General features: G+C 70.9%; 23 protein-coding genes. 18 read left to right on the top strand and 5 right to left on the bottom strand.

The window, feature by feature from the left end; translation table 11 throughout:
* Window positions 1-11: 11 nt before the first annotated feature.
* A complete protein-coding gene (locus C7S10_RS05495; protein WP_165807065.1) occupies window positions 12-1,310 on the top strand; it encodes a glycosyltransferase 87 family protein in 1,299 nt (432 codons plus the stop codon).
* 36 nt (window positions 1,311-1,346) lie between these two features.
* Here the strand turns inward: C7S10_RS05495 and C7S10_RS05490 are convergent, their stop codons facing one another.
* On the bottom strand, window positions 1,347-2,417 hold the full coding sequence (locus C7S10_RS05490) for a glycosyltransferase family protein (protein WP_133176441.1): 1,071 nt from the start codon (window positions 2,415-2,417) through the stop codon (window positions 1,347-1,349).
* A gap of 105 nt (window positions 2,418-2,522) precedes the next feature.
* On the opposite strand from C7S10_RS05490, the gene C7S10_RS05485 reads away from it, so the two are divergent.
* Window positions 2,523-3,386 (top strand): glycosyltransferase family 2 protein, encoded by an 864-nt coding sequence (locus C7S10_RS05485; protein ID WP_108343425.1) that lies wholly within the window; start codon window positions 2,523-2,525, stop codon window positions 3,384-3,386.
* 50 nt (window positions 3,387-3,436) lie between these two features.
* Window positions 3,437-5,326, top strand: coding sequence for an ABC transporter ATP-binding protein (locus C7S10_RS05480; protein WP_243395275.1), 1,890 nt, complete (start codon window positions 3,437-3,439; stop codon window positions 5,324-5,326).
* Here C7S10_RS05480 and C7S10_RS05475 read toward each other — a convergent pair.
* On the bottom strand, window positions 5,298-6,152 hold the full coding sequence (locus C7S10_RS05475; RefSeq protein WP_133176440.1) for a glycosyltransferase: 855 nt from the start codon (window positions 6,150-6,152) through the stop codon (window positions 5,298-5,300). The genes C7S10_RS05480 and C7S10_RS05475 overlap by 29 nt on opposite strands.
* Before the next feature lie 38 nt (window positions 6,153-6,190).
* Complete coding sequence (locus tag C7S10_RS05470; protein ID WP_108343422.1) at window positions 6,191-7,051, bottom strand: glycosyltransferase family 32 protein; 861 nt, start codon at window positions 7,049-7,051, stop codon at window positions 6,191-6,193.
* 27 nt (window positions 7,052-7,078) lie between these two features.
* Here C7S10_RS05470 and C7S10_RS05465 point away from each other — a divergent pair, with 27 nt between their 5' ends.
* The 12 genes from C7S10_RS05465 to C7S10_RS05410 all read left to right on the top strand — a co-directional run bounded on the left by C7S10_RS05465 (window position 7,079) and on the right by C7S10_RS05410 (window position 20,492).
* Complete coding sequence (locus tag C7S10_RS05465; protein ID WP_108343421.1) at window positions 7,079-7,954, top strand: glycosyltransferase family 2 protein; 876 nt, start codon at window positions 7,079-7,081, stop codon at window positions 7,952-7,954.
* A gap of 27 nt (window positions 7,955-7,981) precedes the next feature.
* Window positions 7,982-8,530, top strand: coding sequence for an acyltransferase (locus C7S10_RS22980; protein WP_279303157.1), 549 nt, complete (start codon window positions 7,982-7,984; stop codon window positions 8,528-8,530).
* Window positions 8,527-9,549 carry an NAD-dependent epimerase/dehydratase family protein gene (locus tag C7S10_RS05455; protein WP_108343420.1) on the top strand — a complete coding sequence of 341 codons (1,023 nt, stop codon included), beginning with the start codon at window positions 8,527-8,529 and terminating at the stop codon, window positions 9,547-9,549. The genes C7S10_RS22980 and C7S10_RS05455 overlap by 4 nt, the downstream gene beginning before the upstream one ends.
* On the top strand, window positions 9,546-10,565 hold the full coding sequence (locus C7S10_RS05450; protein WP_207769254.1) for a CgeB family protein: 1,020 nt from the start codon (window positions 9,546-9,548) through the stop codon (window positions 10,563-10,565). Before C7S10_RS05455 ends, C7S10_RS05450 begins: the two co-directional genes overlap by 4 nt.
* On the top strand, window positions 10,550-11,578 hold the full coding sequence (locus C7S10_RS05445; RefSeq protein ID WP_108343418.1) for an RNA-binding protein: 1,029 nt from the start codon (window positions 10,550-10,552) through the stop codon (window positions 11,576-11,578). Before C7S10_RS05450 ends, C7S10_RS05445 begins: the two co-directional genes overlap by 16 nt.
* Window positions 11,575-12,240, top strand: a complete 666-nt coding sequence (locus tag C7S10_RS05440; RefSeq protein ID WP_108343417.1) for an acylneuraminate cytidylyltransferase family protein — start codon at window positions 11,575-11,577, stop codon at window positions 12,238-12,240. Before C7S10_RS05445 ends, C7S10_RS05440 begins: the two co-directional genes overlap by 4 nt.
* 102 nt (window positions 12,241-12,342) lie before the next feature.
* On the top strand, window positions 12,343-14,616 hold the full coding sequence (locus C7S10_RS05435; RefSeq protein ID WP_108343416.1) for an N-acetylneuraminate synthase family protein: 2,274 nt from the start codon (window positions 12,343-12,345) through the stop codon (window positions 14,614-14,616).
* Window positions 14,607-15,680 carry a glycosyltransferase family 4 protein gene (locus tag C7S10_RS05430; protein ID WP_108343415.1) on the top strand — a complete coding sequence of 358 codons (1,074 nt, stop codon included), beginning with the start codon at window positions 14,607-14,609 and terminating at the stop codon, window positions 15,678-15,680. Before C7S10_RS05435 ends, C7S10_RS05430 begins: the two co-directional genes overlap by 10 nt.
* On the top strand, window positions 15,677-16,864 hold the full coding sequence (locus C7S10_RS05425; protein WP_108343414.1) for an O-antigen ligase family protein: 1,188 nt from the start codon (window positions 15,677-15,679) through the stop codon (window positions 16,862-16,864). Before C7S10_RS05430 ends, C7S10_RS05425 begins: the two co-directional genes overlap by 4 nt.
* The gene (locus tag C7S10_RS05420; RefSeq protein WP_108343413.1) at window positions 16,857-17,876 is read left to right on the top strand and encodes a glycosyltransferase; all 1,020 of its coding nucleotides are present in this window, start codon (window positions 16,857-16,859) and stop codon (window positions 17,874-17,876) included. The genes C7S10_RS05425 and C7S10_RS05420 overlap by 8 nt, the downstream gene beginning before the upstream one ends.
* Window positions 17,873-19,012 (top strand): glycosyltransferase, encoded by a 1,140-nt coding sequence (locus tag C7S10_RS05415; protein WP_108343412.1) that lies wholly within the window; start codon window positions 17,873-17,875, stop codon window positions 19,010-19,012. The genes C7S10_RS05420 and C7S10_RS05415 overlap by 4 nt, the downstream gene beginning before the upstream one ends.
* A 10-nt stretch (window positions 19,013-19,022) precedes the next feature.
* On the top strand, window positions 19,023-20,492 hold the full coding sequence (locus tag C7S10_RS05410) for a sugar transferase (RefSeq protein ID WP_108343993.1): 1,470 nt from the start codon (window positions 19,023-19,025) through the stop codon (window positions 20,490-20,492).
* 10 nt (window positions 20,493-20,502) lie between these two features.
* Here C7S10_RS05410 and C7S10_RS05405 read toward each other — a convergent pair whose 3' ends face one another.
* Window positions 20,503-21,936, bottom strand: coding sequence for a tyrosine-protein kinase domain-containing protein (locus tag C7S10_RS05405; protein WP_108343411.1), 1,434 nt, complete (start codon window positions 21,934-21,936; stop codon window positions 20,503-20,505).
* 38 nt (window positions 21,937-21,974) lie between these two features.
* Here C7S10_RS05405 and C7S10_RS05400 point away from each other — a divergent pair, with 38 nt between their 5' ends.
* Together C7S10_RS05400 and C7S10_RS05395 are read left to right on the top strand one after the other, a co-directional pair.
* Window positions 21,975-22,877: a nucleotidyltransferase family protein gene (locus C7S10_RS05400; protein WP_133176439.1), complete on the top strand. Its 903-nt coding sequence runs from the start codon at window positions 21,975-21,977 to the stop codon at window positions 22,875-22,877.
* Window positions 22,874-23,158, top strand: a complete 285-nt coding sequence (locus C7S10_RS05395; protein WP_108343409.1) for a PqqD family protein — start codon at window positions 22,874-22,876, stop codon at window positions 23,156-23,158. The genes C7S10_RS05400 and C7S10_RS05395 overlap by 4 nt, the downstream gene beginning before the upstream one ends.
* On the opposite strand, the gene C7S10_RS05390 is transcribed toward C7S10_RS05395, so the two are convergent.
* On the bottom strand, window positions 23,118-23,531 hold the full coding sequence (locus tag C7S10_RS05390; protein WP_133176438.1) for a VanZ family protein: 414 nt from the start codon (window positions 23,529-23,531) through the stop codon (window positions 23,118-23,120). The genes C7S10_RS05395 and C7S10_RS05390 overlap by 41 nt on opposite strands.
* 23 nt (window positions 23,532-23,554) lie before the next feature.
* Between C7S10_RS05390 and C7S10_RS05385 the strand changes: the two genes are divergently transcribed.
* Window positions 23,555-24,622 (top strand): hypothetical protein, encoded by a 1,068-nt coding sequence (locus C7S10_RS05385; RefSeq protein ID WP_108343407.1) that lies wholly within the window; start codon window positions 23,555-23,557, stop codon window positions 24,620-24,622.

Genomic DNA, 24,622 nt, shown 5'->3' with positions numbered 1-24,622 from the left:
GCGACCTTGGCGTGACTGCCACCTCCGGCAGCCGGTCGCGGGCGCCGTACCTCTGGTTGCTGGTGGCGACGCTGCTGACCGTGGCGTCGGCCGTCCAGAAGCTCCCGTGCCTGCGCGGCAAGGTCGACACCGACGTGCTGGCGACTGCCCAGTGCTACAGCGACATCCCGTTGTTCTACGACGGCCGCGGGCTGGCCGCCGACTTCGGGTGGCTCGGCCACCTGAACCCGGGCTTCCGCGACCTGGAGTACCCGCCGATCATCAACCTCTTCATCGAGGCGAGCGCCAAGCTGACGCACGTCGTGCTCGGCATCCCGTCCGCCGAGCTCGACCGCCGGGCGTCGCTGTCCTCGGCAGAGCTCTACGACCTTCCCGGCATGGCGGGCGAGGAGAGGGCGTTCTTCCTCGTCACGTGCGCCCTGCTCCTGGTAGCGGTCCTCGCCACGGTCTGGATCGCCTGGCGCTTCGGATGGGCCGTCGGCGACCCCGTCTCGTGGGCGGTGGTGGCGCCGCTCGTGGTCCTCACCCTGACCGTCAACTGGGACGCGATCGCCGTCCTCGCCACGGCTCTGGCCCTCGTGGCCTGGCAGCGGGACAGGCTGGCATGGTTCGGCGTCTTCGTCGCGCTCGGGACGGCGACCAAGCTCTTCCCCCTCGTCCTCCTCGCCGCGGCCCTGATCCTCGTGACCAGGTCACGGCCACGAAGTGCATCGGCGATGGTCGTCGCCTTCCTGGTGACCACCGTGGCTACGAACGCTCCGCTCTACCTGTCGAACCCCGAGGCGTGGCGGGAGTTCTGGGACACCAACACCAACCGTCCAGCCTCCTTCGGGTCCGCATGGATGGCACTGCGCATGGTGGGCACGACGGTCGGCGCCGACGAGCTCAGCCTGGTGCTGGGTGGCGGGATGCTCGCGGCGTGGGTGGTCCTGGGTGCGCTCACCTGGCGTCGTCTCATCGAACCGACCTTCATCGAGCTGTCGTTCGTCTTCCTCGTCGTCTTCTTCGTGCTGGGCAAGGTCTACTCCCCGCAGTACTCGCTCTGGGTCGTCCTCGGTCTCCTGCTCGTGACGCGGAGCAGGTGGCTGGTCACGCTGGTGGCCGCCGCGGAGACCTGGCACTACGTGACGACGTGGCTCTACCTCCGAGGGATCACCACGCCCGACGCGGGTATCGACAAGACGTACTGGTCCTCGATCGCCATCAGGCTCGCGGTCGAGGCATTCGCCGTCGTCGTCGTGCTCGAGCATGCCCGTCGGCGTGCGCGACAGGTCCGGTCGGTTCCAGCACTCGCGGTGACGGTCAGGTAGCCCGGCCTCACTCCTCGCGAGCCGGTCGAGATGCCCTCAGCGCACCCATCGCACGGCATCGACCACCCGGCGTCCGCTTCGCCGCATCGCTACGCGGACGCGGTTGTAGGGGTCGGTTGCCCCGCCGAAGGCCTGATAGTGGCGCAACACGACGTCAGTGGGAAGCAGCGACGGCGAACCGGGCGCCGTGATCGCCTCGAAGGCCTCCCCCAGCCGTCGGCGGACGAGCTCCGGGCTGTGCCGGGCGCGTACCCACTCCCGTCCGGCCTCGGCGCGCTGACGGATGACCTCGGGGGAATCCTCGAACCACTCCATCGCCTCGAGCGTGCGGTCGCACATGTCGACGACGTCGGAGTCAGCGATGACCGACGAATGAGCCGGGAGCATGTACTCCTTGGCTCCATCCCCGGTGAATCCCACGACGTAGCAACCGGACGCCATGGCCTCGGCCCCGGGCAGACCTACACCTTCGCGCTCCGCACCGAAGAGGAAGATGGCCGCACGACCGAGCTCGTCCGCCACCTGCTGTTGTGTCATGCCGTCGATCAGCACGATCTGCCAGTCACGCAGACGGCCGGACCTGCGGACCAGCTGCACCGCCCCGAGCAGGTCTTCGCGGCGTCGTCGGGGCATCAACGCGATCCGCTTCTCCTTGGTCGCGGGCTGGAACCAGTCCTCGATCTGCACGGGCACGTTGTGCAGTGGGAACTCGTCGTGGCAGGCACGCTCGAGGAACGCGTGGATCGCGTCCGACACGGCAATCGCAGCCGTGGCCTGCGGCCAGCCCGGGTACGCACCCGGCTCGTCGGTGAGGAAGTCCGAATTGGAGAAGACGAAGTCCATACCTTGGCAGAGCATCACGACGGGCTGGCCGTCGGTGATGAAGCTCCACTTCGAGCCTCCGGTCTCGGGCACCACCAAGACGTCCCCGGCAGCGAACTCGAGATCCTTGCCCGTGTCGACCGGCGCTGTCGATCCCCACGACTCGTACGCGAAGCCGGGAGTTCCGTGCCAGACGCGAGCGTCGTACCCAAGTGCGCTCAGGTGCTCGACATAGCGGTAGATCACCTTGATTCCGCCGCTCGGCGTGGGCAGGTCGGGCGCCATGAACCGGATCACCAAGACATCCTCGCATCGCTCATTCGTCACACGGCTGCGCATCGCATGAGCGACAATGGGCGCTAGACAAGTTGCCGAGACCACGGAGGCCCAGTGCATCGCGTCGGTGTCGTCATCCCGACCTTCAACTCCGGCTTGCTCCTCCGGGAGGCCGTGGACTCGGTCCTCAACCAGACAGAAGCCGTCGACCTCGTGATCGTCGACGACTGCTCGACCGACGAGGCGTCCGTGGCCGTCCTCGCCGAGTTGGAGGCCCAGGGCCTCCACGTGTTGCGCCACGACGTGAACACCGGCCCGGGTGGATCGATGAACTCCGGGATCCGTCTCCTGGAAAATCCCTACGTCGTCGCCGTGGCGGCCGACGACGTGGCGGACCCGGAGTACGCCCACGAGGCTGCCGAAGTCCTGGAGCGTGACCCGAGCGTCAGCGTCGTCACCACGGCTCTCCAGAAGTTTGGGGCGTCATCCGAGCTGTACGTCCCGGAGGGCGCACCGAACGGCGTGACCGACTTGCTCTTCTACAACACCGTCCCCGGCATCTCAATGTTCCGTCGCGAGGATTGGGAGCGCATCGGCGGCTATGCCTCCCTCACGTGGGGCGAGGACTACGACTTCTGGATTCGGCTGTTGCACGCCGTGGGTGGGACCTGCTTCGTGCTACCCACGCCGCGGTACCGCTACCGAATCCACGACGACCAGCTCACGTCCACCCGGCGCGGCGACGACAAGATCGCGCAGCAGGTCGAGATGGTGCGGCGCCACCCGGATCCATGGCGAGACAACATCGACGTCGTGATGGAACGCTTGTGGCGCAACCAGGCGGAGCTCGACTACTACCGGAGCAGCTACGGCAAGATCAACTACGTCAAGAACGTGCTTCTCAACAGGGTTCGTACCACTCGCGATCGGCTGCTGGAGTCACGTCGATCACGACAGCGCGTGCACCCGGGAGCCTAGGTGTCACCTCGTCGCGACGACGCGTTGGGCACACTGTCCCGGTGACGACCATGACTGCCGTCCCCCTACGACGCCTTGCCCGCCTGTTGGGGTTCCCGCCCGGGACGGGAGAGCTGATCGACCAGCCGACCCGACGACGGCTCGCAATCTCGGTCGCGCTGTCGGCGCTCCTGGCGTTGCTCGACATGGCCGGAGTGGTCGCAATGCTCCCGATGATGCAGTACGTCACTGGCCAGCCTGTGGATGCGGGAGCGATCGGCATCGTCAACGGCGTGCTGGGCGAGCCGAGCGTGAGGGTGCTCGTGCTGGTCCTGGCGCTCCTCATCTTCGGAGCCTTCATCGTCAAGGACGTGGCCTCACTCCTCGTACGCAGATGGCAGCTTCGTTTCATGGCAGACCAGCAGATCCACCTCTCCACCTCGATGCTGGAGGGTTATCTCACGGCTCCTTACTGGTGGCACCTACGCACCAGCACTGCTGACACCCTGTGGGCTGTCCAGGGTGCGGTGGGCATGGGCTACTCGGGTGGACTGTCCTCGGCCCTTGCGGCACTCACCGAGATCTTGACCATCGCGTTCATCTTCGGATCGCTCGTGGTGATCTCCCCCACCGTTGCCCTCGCTGCTGCCGCCTACTTCGGCGTGGCGGCATACCTCGTCCAACGGGTGATCCGTCCTCGCATCCAGGCTGCGGGCGAAGAGGCCCGGGTCGCGGGGATGGCGGTGTCGAAGACCTCCTTGGAGGCTCTGACCGCGGTCAAGGAGGTCAAGCTACGTCGTGCCCACGCGCAGTTCGTCGCTGACTTCCGCGACGCCAGCGCTGACAGCGCGGGCGCAGGTGTCCGGGCGTCCGTCCTGAACGCGATCCCCTCCTACTTCCTCGAGGTGGTGTTCGTCCTGGGCGTTGGCGTCCTGTCGGTGGTGGCTACGACGGGCAGCGGCGACCAGGGTGGTCTGGTGCTGCTCGGGATCTTCGTCGCTGCCGGCACCCGAGTCCTCCCCAGCTCAGTCAGGCTGATCAATGCGTTTGCGGGAGTGCGATTCGCCTACTCCCCCCTCGAACACATCATCAGCATCCGGCGCGCGGTGCGGTCGCACCGCGCCGCAGAGGAGGCGTCGGTCGTCACCGATGTCAACCCCGCCGGTGACCTGGAGATGCGAGGCGTTCGATTCGCCTACCCGGATGCACCTGACGTCCAGGTCCTCAACGACGTCAACCTGACGCTCCCGCGGGGTTCGTCGCTCGCTGTCGTCGGACTCAGTGGCGCCGGCAAGAGCACTCTCGTGGACCTGATGCTCGGGCTTCACCGTCCGACCGGGGGAACGATCGAGGCAGGTGGCACCTCCATCTTCGACAACCTTCCGGGCTGGCAACGGCACGTCGCCGTCGTTCCGCAGGAGGTGACGCTGCTCGACACCACGATCCGGCAGAACATCGCCTTCGACGAGGAGGTCGACGACGAACGGCTGCGGCTCGCGATCGAGAGGGCGCAGCTCGCAGACCTGATCGCACAGCTGCCCGACGGACTGGACTCGAGCGCAGGGGAACGCGGCAGCCGACTGTCGGGAGGACAACGTCAACGCATCGGGATCGCTCGCGCCCTCTACCGGAACCCGTCATTGCTCGTGCTCGACGAAGCCACCTCCGCGCTCGACAACGACACCGAGCGTCGAATCACATCGACCATCGACGGGCTGTCTGGCGAGGTCACCGTCGTGGTCGTCGCACATCGACTCTCGACCGTGCGTCACTGTGACGCGCTGGCCTTCCTCGAGCACGGTGACGTCGCCAGCTACGGCACCTTCGAGCAGGTCCGTCAGTCGAACCCGACCTTCGCCGGCTTGGTTTCACTCGGCACCCTGAGCGACGAAGCCGCCGATGCAAGCGCGCCGGCTTGGGATGTCGCCGAGCTCAGCGATAGTCCTCGAAGACGACCTTGATCCTGTCGTCGTGCAGGACGTGTGACTGGTACTTCAGGCACAGCGGCCCGACGATGCTGCCCATCAGCCCGAGCCACGGGACGACGTAGCCCTCGACCTGTCCTCGGTCGCCGCCCGGAATCCGCCGCAGGTCGTCGGCCCACTCGTCCATGCGTCGGTACTGCTCGGTGAGCAGCTCGTCGGTGAACGGCGTTCGCGGGCGCGAGATGAAGGACCCGCACCCGAAGACCTGCGTCGATCCGCGCACCAGGTCGCGTCCGAGCACACCGGGGATTTTGGCCACCATGTCGAAGCGGTGCTCGGTGTAGCCGACGAGCCACGAGTCCGAGGCGTCCAGCCGGTCGTACGCCGACGCCCACGGTGACCGGAGCGGCTTCACGTCGCTGTAGCCGCCGCCGTGGTGGTGAAGGAGATAGGCCCGCAAGTGGTCCGACCTGTGGTTGAGGGACAGGTGCTCATAGGCCGGGTGCAGCGGGTGGCCCTCGACGAGCCAGTCGTCCACGTTCTCATCGGTGACGAATACGACGTCGAGGTCGGGATTCATGCTCCTGATGCTGTCGAGACCCCGTTGCCGATTGGGGGTCAGCGCGTTGGGCCCGGTCCACACGACGAAGATCCGTCGCGGCACCTCCGCTTCGGTGTCGACGACCAGTCCGGAGGTGCGCGCAAGGAAGGTGTGCGCATAGCGTGCCTGGTCGTAACGGAACGGGCGCAGCCGCTGGTAGAGCCGCCACGGAGGGTCCGCCGGTCGTACCCACGCCATGTGCCAGCGCCAGCCGGCTCGCTTCTTGACCACGAACAGGAAGAGCTTCACCTGTCGCAGCACGTGGATCACGGTGGCCACAGGACCGCGTCGAGACGCGGTCATCGGTAGTCCTCGAAGTGCAGGAGCATGCGGTCGTCGCAGCGTACGTGGGCGAGGTACTTGAGAGTCAGCGGATCCAGGACCCTCGCGAGAAGGTCGGTCCAGGACAACGGATATCCCTCCGCGCCGTACACGCCACCGGGCTGCGCGGCGATCTGCGCAGCCTTCTCGTCGAGGATGTGATGCATCTGAGCCATCCATGCCGCCGTCAGAGGGGTGTGGGAGCGCATCATGAAGCCGCTCTTGCCGAACATCTCCCTGTAGTGGAGCAGGATGTCGCGGCCCAGACGCCCACGCAGCTTGCCGATCCAGTTCGCGTGGCTCGACGAGTAGCTGGTGACCCAGATGTCCGGGTCTGCCGCCATCTGCTCGTACGACGGCAGCCACGACCCGAGCGGCTGCTTGATGTCGACGTAGGCGCCGCCGTGATGGTGCATCAGGTAGCCGCGCAGGTAGTCGGAGCGATGGATCAGCGACAGGTCGCGGTACGACCCGTGCAGTGGGTGGCCCGGGACCAGCCACGTGTCGAGCGAGTCGCTGGTCACGAGCTCGAGGGGAAGCCCTATCTGCTGGCGAATGCGTCCGAGGTTCGCCATCCGGTTGGGAGACATCTCGTTGTCTCCTGTCCAGACCGCGAAGACCCTGCGGGGGAACTCGGAGTCCCCGTCCGTCCGGACGTCGTGGGACAAGAAGGTGTCGGCATAGCGATCTGGCCGGTAGACGAAGGGCCGGAACCGATCGGCGTCGCGAAAGGCGACGGTCGCGACCTCGAACTTGGTCTTTCGCGCCCAGCGCCGGCTTCGCTTGTTGGCCACGAACCCGAGGTGCTTCGCGCGACGAGCAACGCTGAGCAGTTCCATGTCGGCATCCTCTCCTAGGGTGAGTGCGTGGCTGACAAGACACCCGTGTGCTCCGTGGTCATCCCGACCTTCAACGCTGCCCATGTGATCGGCCACCAGCTGGAGGCCCTCGCGGCCCAGGTCGACGCGCCGCCGTTCGAGGTCGTCGTCGCCGACAACGGGTCGACCGACGACCTCGCGTCGGTCATCACCACCTGGCGGGACCGGCTCCCCGGCCTGCGGCGGATCGATGCCTCGCGCGGTCGTGGCGTGTCCGTCGCGCGCAACGTCGGCATCGGGGGCGCTGCGACCGACCTGATCCTGATCTGCGACGCCGACGACCGCGTGTCGAGCGGATGGGTGTCGGCCATGACCGCCGCTCTGGCGGATGCGCCGCTCGTGAGCGGTCCCGTCGAGACCACCGTGCTGTCCGGGCGGTCCGCCGAGTGGGTCCCGATCGACCAACGAACGGCCGCGCTGTTCGAGACGTGGGAGAGCCGGACGTACGGCATCGGCTGCAACCTCGGGCTGCGTCGCGAGGTGTGGGAGGCCGTGGGCGGCTTCGACGAGAGCTACCCGGCCGGCGCCGAGGAGATCGACTTCGCCTGGCGTGCGTGGGACCTCGGCCACCGGTTCGCCTACGTCCCCGACGCCCTCGTCCACTACCGGATCCGGACCGACCTGCGCGGCGTGCTCCGCCAGCAGTACAACTCCGGGCGCGGCACCGCCACCCTCTACGCGAAGTTCCGACCCGCGGAGGTCACGCCGAAGTCGTGGAAGCGGCGGGTGCACCACGAGCTGCTCCTGCTCAAGGGCTTCCCGTGGCGCGGCACCGGCGACGAACGTCGCCGGTGGCTCACCCTGATGGCCTTCGAGGCCGGCAAGCTGGTCGAGGCCCGTCGTCTCGGTTCTCCCGCACCCTGAGCCTCCGTCGTCACTAGAGTTGCGCCCGTGACCCTCACCCGACGACTCGCGCAGGCGCGCCCGTCGGTGCGGTGGCACCTGGGACGTGCTGTCACCTCCGCGGTCTACCGCCGCGCCTTCGGCTCGATCGGGGCCGGCACGGTCATCGTCCGCCCGCACAAGCTGCAGGGCGTCGACCGCATCCACCTCGGCGACGGCTGCTCGGTCTTCGAGGGCGCGTGGCTCGCGTGCGAACCGGGTGGCGGCCCGCTGCGGATCGGCAACCGCACCTATCTCGGCCACGGCGTCCACGTCCACGCCCTCGACCCGGTGACGCTCGGCGACGACTGCGTGCTGGCCGACGGCGTGTTCATCGGCTCGTCCGACCACGATCGCGACGACCGCCACCAGGTCCACGGCACCGGGCCGATCACCATCGGCGACCGCGTCTTCGTCGGCCAGCGCGCCGTCGTGCTGGGCGGCGTGACCATCGGGGACGGCGCCACCGTCGGCGCGCACGCGGTGGTCACTCGTGACGTCCCGGCCGGCGCCACCGTTGTCGGGATACCCGCGAAAGTTCTCGGAGGAGACGCATGAAGGTCCTGATCAGCGGCGGAGCCGGCTTCATCGGCCAGCACCTCGCGCGAGCCCTGACGGGCTCCGGCCACGAGGTCGTCGCGCTCGACAACCTGCACCCCCAGGTGCACCTCGACCCGGAGGGTGCGCGAGCGGCGTTTCCCGGTGGGGTGCTGGTCGCGGACGTCGCCGACGAGGCGGCGTGGAGCGCGATCGAGGGGATCGACGCGGTCGTCCACCTCGCCGCCGAGACCGGCACCGGGCAGTCGATGTACGAGCAGGACCGCTATCGCCGCGTCAACGTCGAGGGCACCCGCCTCGCCGGGGCGTTCGCCGCCGAGCACGGGATCACGCTCGTCGCCCTGAGCTCGCGGGCGGTGTACGGAGACGGCACGCCCGACCGCCCCTCGTTCGAGGACGACCCCCACCACCCCGTCTCGTTCTACGGCGAGACCAAGTCGCTGGGCGAGGCCGCGCTGGAGGACGCCGCACAGCGGGTCGGCATCACCACCATCCGCCCGCAGAACGTCATCGGCCCCGGCCAGGCCCTGCACAACCCCTACACCGGTGTGCTCGCTGCCTTCCTCGCGATGCTGCGCGAGGGCCGTCCGCTCACGGTGTACGGCGACGGCACCCAGACCCGCGACTTCATCCACGTCCAGGACCTCGCCGCCCTCATCGCCTGGGCCGTCGAGCACCCCGCCGAGCCCGGGGCGCAGCGGATCCTCAACGCCGGCACCGGCACCCGGACGACGCTGCTCGAGCTGGCGGCGTACGCCATCGAGGGCTCGCCCCACGACGACGTGCCGATCGAGCACCTCGACGTCCACCGGGCCGGCGACATCGACCACGCCTGCGCCTCGCTCGACCGGCTGACCGAGGTCGGGGCGCCGATGCCGGAGTGGACGTCGCGCGAGGCGGTCGTCGACTTCATCCGATGGTCGTGGGACAAGCCCGGGGCCGCGTCGCAGGCCTGGGACCTCGCCCTCGAGGAGCTCGCGCAGCGCGGGCTCACCGACGGCACCGGGAGCGCCGGGTGACCGAGCGCCGGGTGCTGCTCGTCAGCCCCGCCTTCCACGGCTATCACGGCGCGATCGCCGCGTCCCTCGAGGCGCGGGGCCACACCGTCGTCCGGCACGTCTACGACCAGCACCTCGGCATGGCCCGACGGGTCGGGCACCAGATCCGTCATGAGCTGCCGCAGAAGGTCGGCGTCGGGTCGGGCCGGCGTCTCGGGCGCGAGCAGACGGCCGCGGCGATCGAGGCCGTCCGTGACACCCGGCCCGACGCGGTCGTGGTCGTCAAGGGCGACGCCCTCGAGCCCTCGTTCTGGGAGCACCTCTCAACCGCCGGGCTGCCGCGCGTGACCTGGCTGTACGACGAGGTGCGCCGCACCCGCTACACCCCCGAGCTGCTGTCCGAGATCGGGCCGCTCGCGACGTACTCCATCCTCGACGACGAGGCCTTCAACGAGCTCGGCTGGGACACGCGCTACCTGCCGCTCGCGTTCGACCACCGGCTGACCATCGGACCGGCCCGGCCGCGGACCAAGCACGTCACGTTCGTCGGCGCGCGCTATCCCAGCCGCCAGTTCGCGCTCGAGTCACTGGCCGCCGCGGGCGTCCCGGTGCGCGCCTACGGACGCGACTGGTCGTCGCACCCGGTCGACCGGCTGCGCACCTGGAGCGTGCGCCGCCCGGACGTCACCGGGCTTCGCGACGTCGACCGGGCCACGGCCTATCGGGTGATGGCCTCGTCGACCGCGACCCTCAACCTGCACGGCGACCAGGACGGCTTCACGATGCGCACCTTCGAGGCCGCCGGCGTCGGTGCGCTGCAGATCGTGGACCGCACCGACACGGCTGGCCTCTACCGCGACGGCGTCGAGCTCGTCGCGTTCACCTCCCTCGAGGAGCTCGTCGATCTGTGCCACCGCGCGGCGAGCGACGCCGAGTGGGCCGAGAGCATCCGAGCGGCCGCGCGTGAGCGCACCCTCGCCGAGCACACCTTCGACCACCGCGTCGCTGAGCTGGAGGCCGCGTGGGACACGGTCTGAGGCATCCGGGCGACCTCGTCGCCTGGCGCCGCTGGCACGAGTCCCGGCACCCGGTCCGCGCCGCCCGCTCCCGGCTCCGGCCGACGCCCGAGACCGTCGTGGACGTCCTTACCCCGTCCGGCGGCGGTGACCTGCTGGTCGCCGTCGAGGCCACGCACGCCAGCGTCGACCGCGCCGTCGTCGCGCCGCTGCGGCACCTCCCGGCCGAGCGGACCTCGATCGTCTGCCCCACCGAGTGGCAGCCGCCCGAGGGGTACGCCGCCCATGACCGCCGGACGATCGCCCTCGACGCAGTGGCGGCCATGCTCGAGCCGACCGCGGTCCTGGCCGCCGGCCACTACACCGAGATCGGTGCCGCGGCCTTCGCGCTCGCCGAGCTGCGCGGCGTGCCGTTCCTCGTCTCCCAGCACGGGGCGCTGACCCCCTTCGCGCCGCCGCTCCCCCGGGCAGCTCGTCTGCTCGCCTGGAGCGAGGCGGATGCGGGCTTCTGGACGACCGGTCGCGACGACGTGCGCGTCACGGTGTCCGGGAGCCAGCTGCTGTGGAAGGCCGGGCTGCGCACCTCCGCGGCCACCGGGGGGGCCGGACCTCTGACTTACCTCGGGCAGGGTCACGCCGCCGAGATCGGTCGTGCACGGCTCGTGCACGCAGCCCTGTCGACCTGCCGGGAGCACGGTGCCGTCTACCGCCCCCACCCCTCCGAGCGCGACCTCGCCTCGCGGGCCGCGCTCGCGGCGTACGAACGCGCCGGGATCACCGTCGACGACCGGGGCGTGCCGCTGGTCGAGCTGACCTCGCCGATCGTGAGCGTGTTCTCGACCGGGGTGCTCGAGGCGGCCGCGCGGGGTCTCGGTGCGTGGGTCGACTTCCCACGTCCGCCCGCCTGGCTGGGCGAGTTCTGGGAGCGTTACGGCATGAGACGCCTCGGCAACGACCCCACGACCGCGCCCGCCCGACCCGACCTCGAACCGGCTCGACGCATCGCTGAGATCGTGACGGAGGCTGCGCGATGACCCTCTGCGTGATCCCCGCCCGCGGCGGGTCGAAGGGCGTGCCGCGCAAGAACCTGCTCGACGTGGGAGGCAAGCCGCTCATCGTCTGGACCATCGAGCAGGCGCTCGCGACCGACGGCCTCGACGTCCTGGTCTCGACCGACGACGAGGAGATCGCCGACGTCGCGCGCGCGGCCGGCGCGCGGGTGCCGTGGCTGCGGCCGGCTGAGCTCGCGCAGGACACCACGCCGACCGAGCCGGTGGTCCGGCACGCGATCGAGCAGGTCACCGCCGAGCGCGGACGCCCCGGCGCCGTGATGCTGCTCCAGGCGACATCACCCGTGCGGCACGACGACACCCTGGCGCGCGCCCTGCGCGAGTTCGACGGGCTCGACTCGATGGTCGGCGTGGTCGAGCAGGCGCCGTTCATCTGGCAGGCGACGCAGCCACCGACGGCGGCGTACGACGTCAGTGCCCGCCCGCGCCGCCAGGACCTCACCGCCGAGACGATGCGCTACCGCGAGACCGGCTCGCTCTACGTGACCCGCACCGAGGTCTACGAGCAGCACGACAACCGCCTCGGCGGTCGCATCGGGCTGTTCGTGATGGCCGAGGACGAGGGCATCGACATCGACACCGAGGTGGATGTCGCGCTCGCGGAGAAGTTCCTCCGCAGGTCATGATGGTGGTGACCGTGGCCACGTCTCGGGTCTCGGCATTCGCCTCTTCCCGGCAGCCTCCGATGGCTACCGTGGGGAGACCATGACCACTGAGAAGGCCGACCGTTGATCATCGAGCGCGACCTCACCCCCTACGTCGTCTACTCCGGCGATCCCGTCCTCCGGGCCCTGGAGAAGATCACCGCCAACAAGGCGCGGGTCATCTTCCTGGTCGACGCCCACGGCCACCTCGACGGCGTCCTGTCCGACGGTGACTTCCGGCGCTGGGTCAGCGGCGGCGCTCGGCTCGACGTCGACGTGCCCGCCCTCGAGGCCGCCAACACGTCTCCGCGCAGCCTGCCGATCGGCAGCAGCCCGGCCGAGATCGCGCACGCCTTCGGCTCCGGCATCGACCACGTCGCGCTCGTCGACGAGCGCGGTCACCTCGTTGCGATCGCGATCAACCGCGCCGACGAGTTCCGCATCGGTCGCCACCTCGTCGCCCAGGACGCGCCGACGTTGGTGATCGCCGAGATCGGCATCAACCACCAGGGCGACATCGACCTGGCCAAGCGGCTGGTCGACGAGTTCGCCGCCGCCGGTGCCGACGTCGTGAAGTTCCAGCTGCGTGACATGGAGGCGCTCTACCGCCAGGGGTCCACCGGCTCGGGTGGCGAGGACCTCGGCACGCAGTACACCCTCGACCTGCTCGCGAAGTACAACCTCGACGCCGACGGTCTCGTCACGGTCTTCGACCACTGCGCCGACATCGGCATCGACGTCATGTGCACGGCGTGGGACCCACGCTCGGTCGACCGGCTGGTCGACTACGGCGTGCCGTCGCTGAAGGTCGCGTCGGCCGACATGACCAACCACGCCCTGCTCCGGCACATGGCCGCCACCGGGACCCCGATGGTGCTCTCCACAGGCATGTCCACGGAGGGCGAGATCCGCGAGACCGTCGAGGTGATGCGTTCGAGCGGCGTCGCGCACGCCTTCCTGCACTGCCAGTCGACCTACCCGGCGCCGTTCAAGGACATCAACCTCGCCTACCTCACCCGGCTGGCCGAGCTGACCCAGACCCCGGTCGGCTACTCCGGCCACGAGCGCGGGTTCCACGTGCCCGTCGCCGCCGTCGCGCTCGGGGCCCGCATCATCGAGAAGCACGTGACCATCGACCGCGACCTCGAGGGCAACGACCACAAGGTCAGCCTGCTGCCCGGCGAGTTCGCCGAGATGGTGCAGCGCATCCGCGAGGTCGAGGAGGCGCTCGGCACCGATGCCCCCCGCGCGGTGTCCACCGGCGAGATGATGAACCGCATCAACCTCGCCAAGTCGCTCGTCGCCACCCGCCGCATCGAGGTCGGCGAGGTGCTGACCCCCGCGGACGTCGACATCAAGAGCCCCGGCCGCGGCCTCCAGCCCAACGCGTACGACCGGCTGATCGGCCGCACGACCAGCCGCGCCCTGGACGCCGGTGACTTCTTCTACGCCACCGACCTTGGCGACGGCGCCCCGCGCGGGCGCGACTACGACTTCCGCCGGCCGTGGGGCCTGGCCGTGCGCTACCACGACATCGAGGCGATGACGCGGGACACGACCCCCGACTTCCTCGAGTTCCACTTCTCCTACAAGGACCTCGACCTGCCGGTCGCCGAGGTCTTCGCGCCGTACGCCGACGGGTTGCCGATGGGCTTCACCACCCACTCCCCCGACCTGTTCGCCGGCGACTTCCTGCTCAACCTCGCGTCAGAGGACGACGCCCACTGGGAGCGCTCGATCCGCGAGCTGCAGCGCGTCGTCGACACCACCCGCGAGATGCAGCAGCACTTCCGCAAGCCCGCCGACGACCGCGCCGACGACCTGGGCCCGGTGATCGTGGCCAGCCTCGGCGGCTTCACCACCGACGCGTTCGTCAAGCCCGCCGAGCGCGCCGAGATGTACGCCCGGGTGGCCGCCGGCCTCGCCCGGGTCGACGACGCCGGCGTGCGGCTGTGCGCCCAGACCCTGCCGCCCTACCCGTGGTACATGGGCGGCCAGCTCTACTGCAACCTCTTCGTCGACCCCCGCGACACGGCGGACTTCGCGGCGACGTACGACCGTCGCCTGTGCTTCGACGTGTCGCACTCGAAGCTGGCGGCCAACTACCTCGGCATGTCGTTCGCCGAGGCGACCGACCTGCTCGCGCCGCACACCGAGCACCTCCACCTCGTCGACGCGACCGGCGTCGACGGCGAGGGCGTGCAGGTCGGCGACGGCGAGATCGACTGGGGCGTGCTCGCGCAGCAGCTCGACGCCATCGTCCCGGGCGCCAGCTTCATCCCGGAGATATGGCAGGGCCACGTCAACGACGGCGAAGGCTTCTGGATCGCCCTGGAGCGACTCGAGCAATGGTTCTGACCCAGCCGATCGCGCTCTGGGTGGTGCCCGTCGGCAACCTCGCCGGCGTCGCGCGCCACGCCCTCGACGTCGCCCGTGCGGGCGTCCCGGGCTGGCGGCTGGTCTTCCTCACGCCTCCCGGCGAGCTCCCGGCCGCGCTGCGCGAGGCCGGCGCGGCGGTGCTCGAGCGTCCGATCGGTCCCGACCACGGCCTGCGTTCCTCGGTGGCCACGCTGCGCCACGCCGTGCGGACGCTGCGGCCGGCCGTCGTGCACTCGCACCTGGCGTACGCCGACATCGTGGCCGCCACCGTGCGCGGACCGGGCCTCGTCACCACCGAGCACGGCATCGCCCGCGACGACCTCGTCTACCACCACTCAGCCGGCCGCTCGCGGCTGATGAACACCGTCCACACCGCCCGGCTCCGCCGCTTCGACGCCGCGATCGCCGTGAGCCGCGCGACGGCGGACGCGATGGTCGAGAAGTGGCACCCGCACCGCGAGGTGGTCGTGATCCCGAACGGGGTGGACCCCGTGGCCTCGGTCTCGAGGCTCGCTCCGCTCGCGCCTCGACCATCGACGATTCGGGTGCTCTCGCTGGCCAGGTTCGCCCCCGAGAAGCGGCTGGACGCCCTCGTCGACGGCTTCGCCGAGCTGCGCCGCTCGCATCCCGGCGCCACCCTGACCCTGGGCGGCCGGGGCGAGGGCGAGGCCGCTCTCAGGTCGCAGGTCACGCGCCTGGGGCTCGACGACGCCGTGGCGTTCCCGGGGTTCGTCGATCCCGAGCAGGCGATGGCCGACCACGACGTGCTCGCCATGCTGTCGGTCTGGGAGAACTGCTCCTACGCCCTCCTCGACGCCGCCGCCCGCGGCCTCGGCGTCGTCGCCAGCCGCGTCGGTGGCAACCCGGAGATCCTCCCCGACCGGTGCCTGGTCGACGCGGTCGATGCGCGGGCCGTCGCCGACGCGCTGGCCCGGCAGGGACTCGAGGTCGGAGCTCGTCCCGGGCTGGGGTCGTGGCCGACCGTGGCGGACATGACCCAGCGGATCGGTGAGGTCTACGACTCGGTCCGGAGTCGCGGATGAAGAAGATCGACTCTCCCTGGGACCTGCCCGACAAGCGGATCGAGCGGGCTGCGGTGGCCGACCGCGAGATCCGCATCACCGACTTCCTGCTCTTCGCGCTGATCCCGCTGCGCAGCACGGAGGCGGCGGGCCTGCCGCTCAACGAGTTGGCGACCGGCCTCCTGGTCGTGCTGGCCCTCGCACGTCCGCAGCGGGCGCGAGGCGGTCTGCCTCCGCCGGCCGCGGCTGCCTGCATCGCCCTGGTGGCCCTGCTGAGCTTCTCCGGTCTGGCCAACCACGTCGACTGGACCCGCCGCGTGGGTCACGTGGCGATCTACGCCGGGCTGATCTGGGCCGGCGCCTCCGGACGATTCTCGCTCCGCTCCGCCGGGCTCGGCCTGGGCACCGGCCTGATCGCGGTGATCGGCTACGGCATCGCGACCATCGGGGCCAGCGCGTACGACGGCCGCCTGACCGGGTTCCTGGCCGATCCCAACGCCGGCGCCTACTTCATCGTCACCCTCGGCACGCTGGCGGTCGGCTTCGCGGGGCGAGACCGCCTGCAGACCATCCTGGTCGCCGTGCCGATCATCGCCGGCCAAGTCATGTCCTTCTCCCGCACCGGTCTGCTGGCGATGACCTACGCCATCGTGTGGGCGGCGGCGGGACGGCGCCTCGGGTTGTGGGGCGGGATCGCCCTGGTCGTCGGGCTCGTGTGGCTGGTCGACAACATCCCGGAGAACCTCGTCGAGTCGATCCCGGCCTTCTCCAACCGCTCGGGCAGCGACGAGCTGCGCGACCGGATCATCGCCGCCGAGCGTCGGTCGCTGGCCGACATCCCGTGGTACGGCCACGGGCCGGGGACGGCCAGCGTGTCCCTCCAGGATCGGTCGTTCTTCTTCCACAACAGCTTCCTCGCCGTGCGTCAGGAAGGAGGCTGGATCGCCCTCGGCCTGGTGCTGTTCCTGCTCGCCTACTCCTTCCTCCGCCTCGGCCGCTGGTCCCGCCTCGGTGATCTCCCCTCGATCGCGGCGCAGGCCGCGCTGATCTCCGTCCCAGTGATGGCCGTGACCCTCGGCGAGGTCCTGCTCGACACGCCCGCCGCCATCGCGATCGCCTTCGCGCTGGGTCGGGCCCACGAGATGCGGCTGGCCAACCCGGAGTGGAAGGCGCCTGCCCCCGGGCTCGGGAGGCTGCGTGCCTGAGACCGTGTTCCTCGCCGCCAACAACGGCGACCTCGGGGGCGGCGAGCAGATGCTCCTGCGCACCGCCGCGGCCGTCCGCGACCTCGACCGCGAGGCCGTCGTCGTCGCGCCCGCCACGCCCGGCGACGTCGTCGCCGCCGCGCGGGCCGAGGGGCTCGAGGCGGTCGCCGTACCCGGGGAAGGACGTCGCGGCTACCTCCGCGGTCTCCGGCGCTGGGACCGCACCCGCGACGGACTGCTCTGGTGCCACGGCCTCGTGCCGGCCCTCGCCACCGCCGGTCACCGGCGTCGCGTCGTCCACCTCCACCAGCTCCCCCGCAGCCGGGCCCAGTGGGCGGCGCTCGCGGTGGCCCGCCGCGGGGCCCTCACGGTGCTGACGCCGTCACACACGCTGAGCCGCGGGATCGTCGGCTCCCGGGCCCTGCCGAACTGGACCGACGACCCTCCGGCGGCGCCCCGTCCAGTGCGGGCGGACGGGCTGCGCGTCGGTTTCCTCGGACGCCTGTCCACCGACAAGGGTCTCGACGTCCTGGCCGACGCCGTCTTGGCCCGACCGACCGCCACCCTGCGGGTGGCGGGGGACGACCGCTGGGTGGCGCAGGCCGACCTCGAGCCCGTACGCCGCTCACTGGCCGCCCTCGGCGAGCGGGCCACCATCCTGGGCCACGTCACGCCGGCGGACCTGTTCCGCTCGGTCGACGTGGCGGTCTTCCCGAGCCGCGTGCCTGAGTCGTTCGGGCTCGTCGTCGCCGAGGCGATGGCTGCCGGCGTGCCGTTCGTGGTCTCCGACGCGGGCGCCCTGCCGGAGGTCGCCGGCCCCGACCACCCGTGGGTCTCACCCGCCGGGGACGTCGCGGCCCTTGCCGCGATCATCGAGGCGATCGACCAATCCGGACCCGGCGAGATTTCGAAGATAACCACGGCAGCACGCCTGCGTTGGGACACTGAGTACTCACCGGCCGCCGGCCGGGAACGCGTCCGACGACTGCTGGAGGAGGTGGGATCGAGATGACCGCCACGACGGGCGAGGCCGTGCCCACCACCAAGATCCCCCTCGCGCTCGCCCACGACTACCTCACCCAGCGCGGCGGCGCGGAGCGGGTCGTGCTGACGATGCTCAAGGCGTTTCCCGGTGCCCCGCTCCACACCGTGCTCTACCACCGCGGCATCACCTACCCCGAGTTCAAGAACGCCAACGTCATCCCCCACCCGATCAACCGGATCTCCCGCTTCCGCCGCGACCACCGGCTCGCCCTGCCGGCGCTGCGCCGGGCCTCGTCGGGCGTCACGATCGATGCCGACGTCACCATCGCGTCGAGCAGCGGCTGGGCGCACGGCTTCCCGACCACCGGCCACAAGGTCGTCTACTGCCACAACCCGGCACGCTGGCTCTACCAGACCGACGAGTACCTCGGCGGCTCCGCGTGGAAGCACCCGCTCGGCATGCCACTGCTCGCGATGCGGCCCCGCCTCAAGCGCTGGGACGCCCGCTCGGCCGAGTCCGTGGACGTCTACCTCGCCAACAGCCGGGTCGTCCAGCGCCGGATCGCCGAGACCTACGGCCGCAGTGCCGAGCTGCTCCCACCCCCGCACTCGATGGACGTCACCGCCGCACAGGAGCCGATCGAGGAGCTGGCCGACTTCGATCCCGGCTACGCCCTGGTCGTCTCGCGGTTGCTGCCGTACAAGAACGTCGACGTGGTGATCGATGCCGTACGCCGCACGAAGCGACCGCTCGTCGTCATCGGATCCGGACCCGAGGCCGCCCGACTGCGAGCCGACCTGCCCGGACACGTGCGGCTGCTGTCGGGCCTGTCCGACGAGCAGCTGCGCTGGGCCTACGCCCACGCCGGCATGCTGGTCGCCGCCAGCCACGAGGACTTCGGGCTCACTCCCCTCGAGGCGGCAGCCTTCGGCGTGCCGACCGTGGCGCTGCGCGCCGGTGGCTACCTCGACACCATCCTCGAGGGCCAGACCGGGCTGTTCTTCGACCACCCGCGGGCGGACGAGGTCGCCGCAGCCATGGCGGACGCGGACACCCACCCGTGGGACCGTCGCGCGATCCTCGACCGCGCGGAGGCGTTCAGCGAGGCGAAGTTCATCGACCGTCTCCGGACGATCGCCGACGACGTGAGGACCCGGGCCTAGCATGGCCACGATGCCCGAGGAGTCCGAGGCTCAGTCGCCTGCACCGCTGCCTGCCCACGAGACGGGCTCCGCGAGCCGGATCTCGCGTCAGGGCCTGCCCTGGTTCATCGCCGCGGTCGACCTCGCCATGGTGCTGGTCGCCACCGTGTTGGCCGTCCGGTTCCGCGTCTCGCTGTCGATCTTCACCACCGCCGGCGACGTCCTGGAGAACACCACCGTGGCCGGCGCCTTCCTGGTGATCGCCTGGATCCTGGTGCTCGTCCTGTTCGGCGCCTACGATCGCGACCTCTTCGGCGCCGGCACCGAGGAGTTCCGGCTGATCGTCAACGGCTCCTTCGTGACCGCCGCCCTGGTCGGGGTGAGCGCGTTCCTGATGAAGTTCCCGCTCTCCCGTGGGTTCTTCGTGCTGCTCTTCCTGATCGGCGTCCCCCTGCTCCTGATCGGCCGACTGCTCGCGCGGCGCGTGGTGCAGCGGCTGCGGGTGCGCGGGATCCTCAACCAGCGGGTGATCCTGATCGGCACCCCGGGCTACGTCAGCGAGATCTACGCCGTCCTGCGTCGCGAGCCGTGGCTCGGCTACCAGGTGATCGGCTGCCTGGTGCCGCCCGACTACGCCGGCCTCGTCGAGACCTCCACCGGGATCCCCGTGCTCGGCCTGGCCGACAAGGTCCGCGACGCGGTGGACGAGCACGACGCCGAGATCGTCTTCTTCGCCGGCGGGGCGGTCGGCTCCTCGACCGAGCTCCGGCACGCGGCCTGGGAGCTCGAGGACCACCCGTACGTCCAGATCATCGTCGCGCCCAACGTCACCGACGTCTCGAGCGAGCGCGTTCGCATCCGACCGGTCGCCGGACTGCCGCTGATGCACCTGGGCCGGCCGCGCTCGCAGGCCGCCACCAACAGCGCCAAACGCATGTTCGACCTGGTCGCCGCGACGCTGATCCTCGTGCCCGCCGGCCCGGTGCTGCTGGCCCTGATGTGGTGGGTGCGCACGCACGACGGCGGGCCGGCGATCTTCCGCCAGCAGCGGGTCGGACGCGAGGGCAAGGTCTTCTCCTGCCTCAAGCTGCGCTCGATGGTCGTCGACGCCGACAAGGTGGAGCTCGTCATGCGCGAGGACCACGTGCTCTTCAAGGACGCGGCCGACCCCCGCATCACCCGCCCCGGCCGCTTCATCCGTCGGTTCTCCCTCGACGAGCTCCCCCAGCTGTGGAACGTGCTGCGGGGCGAGATGAGCCTCGTCGGCCCGCGCCCGCCGCTGCCCTCGGAGGTCGAGCGCTACGAGGACGACATGCTGCGTCGGCTCAACGTGCTGCCGGGCATGACCGGGCTGTGGCAGGTCTCCGGTCGCTCCGACCTGTCGTGGGAGGACACCGTGCGCCTCGACCTCTACTACGTCGACAACTGGTCGATGGTGCAGGACCTCTCGATCCTCGCGCGCACCTTGACCGCGGTGCTGGGCTCGCGCGGCGCCTACTGAGCGGACCGCGTCACTTGCTGCGGCGCTTGCCCTTGCCGGCCGTGGAGTAGGCCTCGCGGGAGGCGTACTCCGCCTGCGCGCCGTACCCGCCGTAGCCGTAGCCGTCGCCGTAGGCGATCGCCCCCACGCCCTTGAGGGGCGCCTTGTTGAGGACGATGCCCAGCAGCCGGCTGCCGACCTGGTCGAGGATGCGGCGGCAGTGCTCGCTCTGCTCGATGTAGGTCTGGCCCGTCGCCTGGACGAGGAGCGCCCCGTCGCAGAAGGCCGAGAGCAGGCCGGCGTCGGTGACCGGGAGCAGCGGCGGCGCGTCGAGCAGCACGAGGTGCGTCCGGGCCAGCTCGTCGATCAGCTGGCTCATCCGCAGCGAGCCGAGCAGCTCGCTGGGATTGGGCGGGATGCGGCCCGCGGGAAGCAGCCAGAGGTTGTCGATGCCCGACGAGACCATCGCCTCGCCGGCCCGGAGGTCGCCGGCCAGCACCTGCGTGAGGCCCACCTCGCCGTCGATGTCGAAGGTGGTGGCCAGCATCGGGCGCCGCAGGTCGGCGTCGATCAGCACGACCTTCTCGCCCGCCTGCGCGACGAGCCGGGCGAGGTTGGACGACACCGTCGACTTCCCCTCGCTCGCCAGCGCGCTGGTGATGACGATGCGGCGCGGAGGGTTGTCGACGTCGAGGAAGCGCAGGTTGGTGCGGAGCTGCCGGAAGGCCTCGGCGGCCTGGCCGAGGTCTCCGCGCACCCCGCGGTGGGTGCGGTTGAGGGCGTCGACCTTCGGGATGATGCCGATGACCGCGGAGCCGGTGGCGGTCTCGACGTCCTTGACCGATCGGATGCGCCGGTCGATCAGGCGGCGCGCGATCAGGATCACGTAGGCCAGCACGAGGCCGCCGCCTGCGCCCTTGATCGCACCGTTGCGGTAGTTGGGCGTGAACGGCGCGCCGGGGAGCTGGGCCTGCTCGAGCGGCACCACCTGGACGAGGGTCTCCGCCTTGTTACCGGCCGGCCGTCCGGTGTTCTCGATCTCCTCGGCCTCGTCGGCGATGGCCTGCACGACGATGCTGGCGAGGTCGCGGGCCTCCTCGGGCGTCGTGCCGATCGCCTGGACGGTGAGGAGGTTGATGTCGGTGTCGACCGACGCGCTGAAGCGGCCGGCGATCGCACCCGGGTCGACGTCGAGGCCGAGCTTCTCGACCACGCGCTCGGCGACCGGGGTGGTGTTGGCGAGCGCGACGTAGAGCGCTGCCTTGTCGGAGGCCAGCGACTGGTTGCTCATCTCCTCGCCCGCCGAGGACGAGAAGCCGACCTTGACGATGCCCGACGCGCCGGCGGAGTAGAGCTCCGGCTCGCGCGACGTCTTGGCAATCATGACCCCGGCGCCGAGAGCGGTGAGGAGGACCAGGAACCACCAGTAGGCACGAGTCAGTCGCACGAACTCGGCAAAGGTCATGCGGCGGAGTCTAGGTGAGGGGCTGGCACCATGTGGGCATGACGGCCGCATCCCACGACCCGGGCGAGCCCGCGTCCGCGAAGGCCGTGAGCATCCCCCTGGCGGCCCGTGTGCACCTCGCGCACGCGGTCGTCCAGCACCTAGCGGAGCGTGCCGGAGCCGACCTGCTGCACATCAAGGGGCCGGCCCTGCTGCCCGACCTGAGGCCGGCCACCCGCAGCTCGAGCGACGTCGACGTGCTCGTCCGCCCGACGCACCTGCACCTGCTCGTCGCCGCGCTCGAGGGGGCCGGCTGGACCAAGCGCAGCGACTTCGCCACCGGATCGGTCTTCGCCCACGCCGCCAACTGGTGGCACGACGACTGGGGCTACGTCGACGTGCACGTGCACTGGCCCGGCGTCCGGCTGCCGCCGGAGGTGGCGTACGCCGCCTGGTCGGCCGACGCCGAGACGCTGGACATCGCCCACGTGCCCTGCCCGGTGCCCGACCGCACCGGCCAGCTGCTCGTGCTGGTGCTGCACGCCGCACGCTCCACCGACCGCTCGGACGTGGAGTACGCCTGGGACAACGCGGACGCCGAGCAGCAGGCGGCAGTGCGCACGCTCGCCCGCACGCTGGACGCCGAGGTCGCCCTCGCGGCCGCGCTCGGCGAGCTCGAGCAGTTCCGCGACGACCCCGCCTACGAGCTGTGGCGGCTCTTCTCGCAGGGCGGCGGCACCCGCTTCCAGGAGTGGCGGGCCCGCTTCATCGCCACGCCGGGCACCCGGGAGCGGGCGCAGCTGCTCGCGGCGTCGTTCCGGGTCAACCGTGACCACCTGGGCATGGAGCTGGGCCGCACGCCCACGCGCCGGGACCTGCGCGAGCGGCAGCTGCTGCGCGTGCGTCGGGCGGCGCGCGAGCTGCGCGGCCTGCTGGGCAGCCGGTCGGGCGGAACGGCGTGACCACCTACGCGATCGCCGACGACATCGCCTGGGTGAGCCGTGAGGAGCTCGACGCCGGGGGCCTGCCCGTCGCGTACGTCGCCCCGCTCCCCCACGGTCCCGCGGTCGTCCTGGAGGGGTCGGCGTGCCTGGTGTGGCTGCTGGTGGCCCAGGGCGGCACGCTCGAGGAGATCGTCGAGGAGGCGGCCGAGCTGGCCGGGCTCGCGCCCTCCGAGGTGGCGGCGGACGTCGAGGTGCTGCTCACGGACCTCGTCGCGATGGGCGTCGTACGCACGCAGTGACGACCAGCGCGCCGACCGCGGCGCCGAGGGTGTTGGTGAGCACGTCGACGGGGTCGGCGTCGCGCGGCAGCACGAGCTGGAGCAGCTCGAGGGCCGTCGAGGCGGCCGCGGCGGCGAGGCACACCTGCCACCACCGCCAGCCGGTGACCAGCGCGAGCCCGACCCCCAGCGGGACGAAGAGCAGCACGTTGAGCAGCAGGCCGTAGTGCTCGGGCAGGGCCCAGTCCGGGGCGATCGGCCAGGTGTAGCGGAACTGCACGTAGAGCCGGACGGTGAGCCGGTTGAGCGCATGACCCCACGGTCCCGCGACGACGAGCAGCATCGCCGCGGCGTACGCCACGAGCACCGCTCGGACGATCCACGTGGTGCGCACGAGCCACACCCTAGGGTTGGGGCGTGACCGCTCCCGAGCTCGTCGTCGTCGAGACGATGGGTGTCGCCGTGGGCATCCCGGTGCCCGACGACGCGACCGCCGCGCGGCTGCGGCACCAGTGGTCGCGCGCGGTGACCGACCGCCCCGCCGAGGTGCTCGTCGAGGACCTGCCCGACCCGGCGGACCCGGTCGCCCACGACTACGCCCTCACCGTGCTCGTCACCCTGACCGCGCTGCGTGCCACCGCCGGGCAGCGGCTCAACATCCACGCGGGCGCCGTCGCCGACACGGAGGGGCGTGCCCTGGCCGTCGTCGGCGAGTCGGGCAGCGGCAAGACGACGGCGGTCCGCGCTCTCGCCGGCCGGCTGGGCTACCTCAGCGACGAGACCGTGTCCCTCACCGAGGACCTCGCGGTCCACCCGCACCCCAAGCCGCTCTCGGTCATCACCGACCCGAGCCGGCCCCGCGACAAGGCCAGCGTCTCCCCCGACGACGCCGGGCTGGTCGTGCCGCCGCAGCACGCGAGCCTGCGGCGGGTCGTGCTCCTGCGGCGCGGCCACGGGACCCACGGTCTCGAGCCGGTCGGCACCGCGGAGGCGATGGTCGAGATCGTGCCGCAGACGTCGTCGCTGACCCAGCTCGAGCACCCGCTGCTCACGCTGGCCAGCGCCATCGACCGCTGCGGCGGCGCGTTCGGCCTGCACTACGACGAGGTCGTCGACCACCTCGACGAGCTGGTCGACCTGCTCGCCGAGGAGATCGAGGCTCCCGAGCCGCCGGAGCACCACCCAGCGTCGCCTCCCGTGGAGCCGAGCGGCGACCAGTGGGCGCGCACCCCGTGGCTCGACGCCGTGCAGTACGGCGACGAGCTGGTCGTCATGGTCGGGGACGTCGCGCACCTGCTCGGCGGGATCGGGACGACCGTGTGGCTCACCCTGTCCGCGCCCGCCACCGTGGACGAGGTCGTGGCCGCGACGGTGGCCGAGCACGGCCCGCACCCGCAGGCCGGGGCGCTGGTCGAGGAGGCGCTGGCCAGCCTGCTCGGCAGCGGGCTCGTCGTCGCCCCATCCCCCGTCCCACCGCCGTCGTGA

The sequence above is a fragment of the Nocardioides currus genome (genome assembly GCF_003057875.1).
GTDB lineage: Bacteria > Actinomycetota > Actinomycetes > Propionibacteriales > Nocardioidaceae > Nocardioides > Nocardioides currus.
The sequence above is the reverse complement of the archived record's forward strand: the minus strand, read 5'-3'. Positions and strand labels throughout refer to the sequence as shown.

What these genes read in the sequence shown, in the direction of transcription:
- C7S10_RS05470 (WP_108343422.1), bottom strand. Translation starts at nt 7,051, where the DNA reads ATGGAACTGCTCAGCGTTGCTCGTCGCGCGAAGCACCTCGGGTTCGTG.
- C7S10_RS05415 (WP_108343412.1), top strand. Translation starts at nt 17,873, where the DNA reads ATGACCGCCACGACGGGCGAGGCCGTGCCCACCACCAAGATCCCCCTC.
- C7S10_RS05400 (WP_133176439.1), top strand. Translation starts at nt 21,975, where the DNA reads ATGACGGCCGCATCCCACGACCCGGGCGAGCCCGCGTCCGCGAAGGCC.
- C7S10_RS05455 (WP_108343420.1), top strand. Translation starts at nt 8,527, where the DNA reads ATGAAGGTCCTGATCAGCGGCGGAGCCGGCTTCATCGGCCAGCACCTC.
- C7S10_RS05430 (WP_108343415.1), top strand. Translation starts at nt 14,607, where the DNA reads ATGGTTCTGACCCAGCCGATCGCGCTCTGGGTGGTGCCCGTCGGCAAC.
- C7S10_RS05405 (WP_108343411.1), bottom strand. Translation starts at nt 21,936, where the DNA reads ATGACCTTTGCCGAGTTCGTGCGACTGACTCGTGCCTACTGGTGGTTC.
- C7S10_RS05490 (WP_133176441.1), bottom strand. Translation starts at nt 2,417, where the DNA reads ATGGCGCCCGACCTGCCCACGCCGAGCGGCGGAATCAAGGTGATCTAC.
- C7S10_RS05410 (WP_108343993.1), top strand. Translation starts at nt 19,023, where the DNA reads ATGCCCGAGGAGTCCGAGGCTCAGTCGCCTGCACCGCTGCCTGCCCAC.
- C7S10_RS05440 (WP_108343417.1), top strand. Translation starts at nt 11,575, where the DNA reads ATGACCCTCTGCGTGATCCCCGCCCGCGGCGGGTCGAAGGGCGTGCCG.
- C7S10_RS05480 (WP_243395275.1), top strand. Translation starts at nt 3,437, where the DNA reads ATGACTGCCGTCCCCCTACGACGCCTTGCCCGCCTGTTGGGGTTCCCG.
- C7S10_RS05425 (WP_108343414.1), top strand. Translation starts at nt 15,677, where the DNA reads ATGAAGAAGATCGACTCTCCCTGGGACCTGCCCGACAAGCGGATCGAG.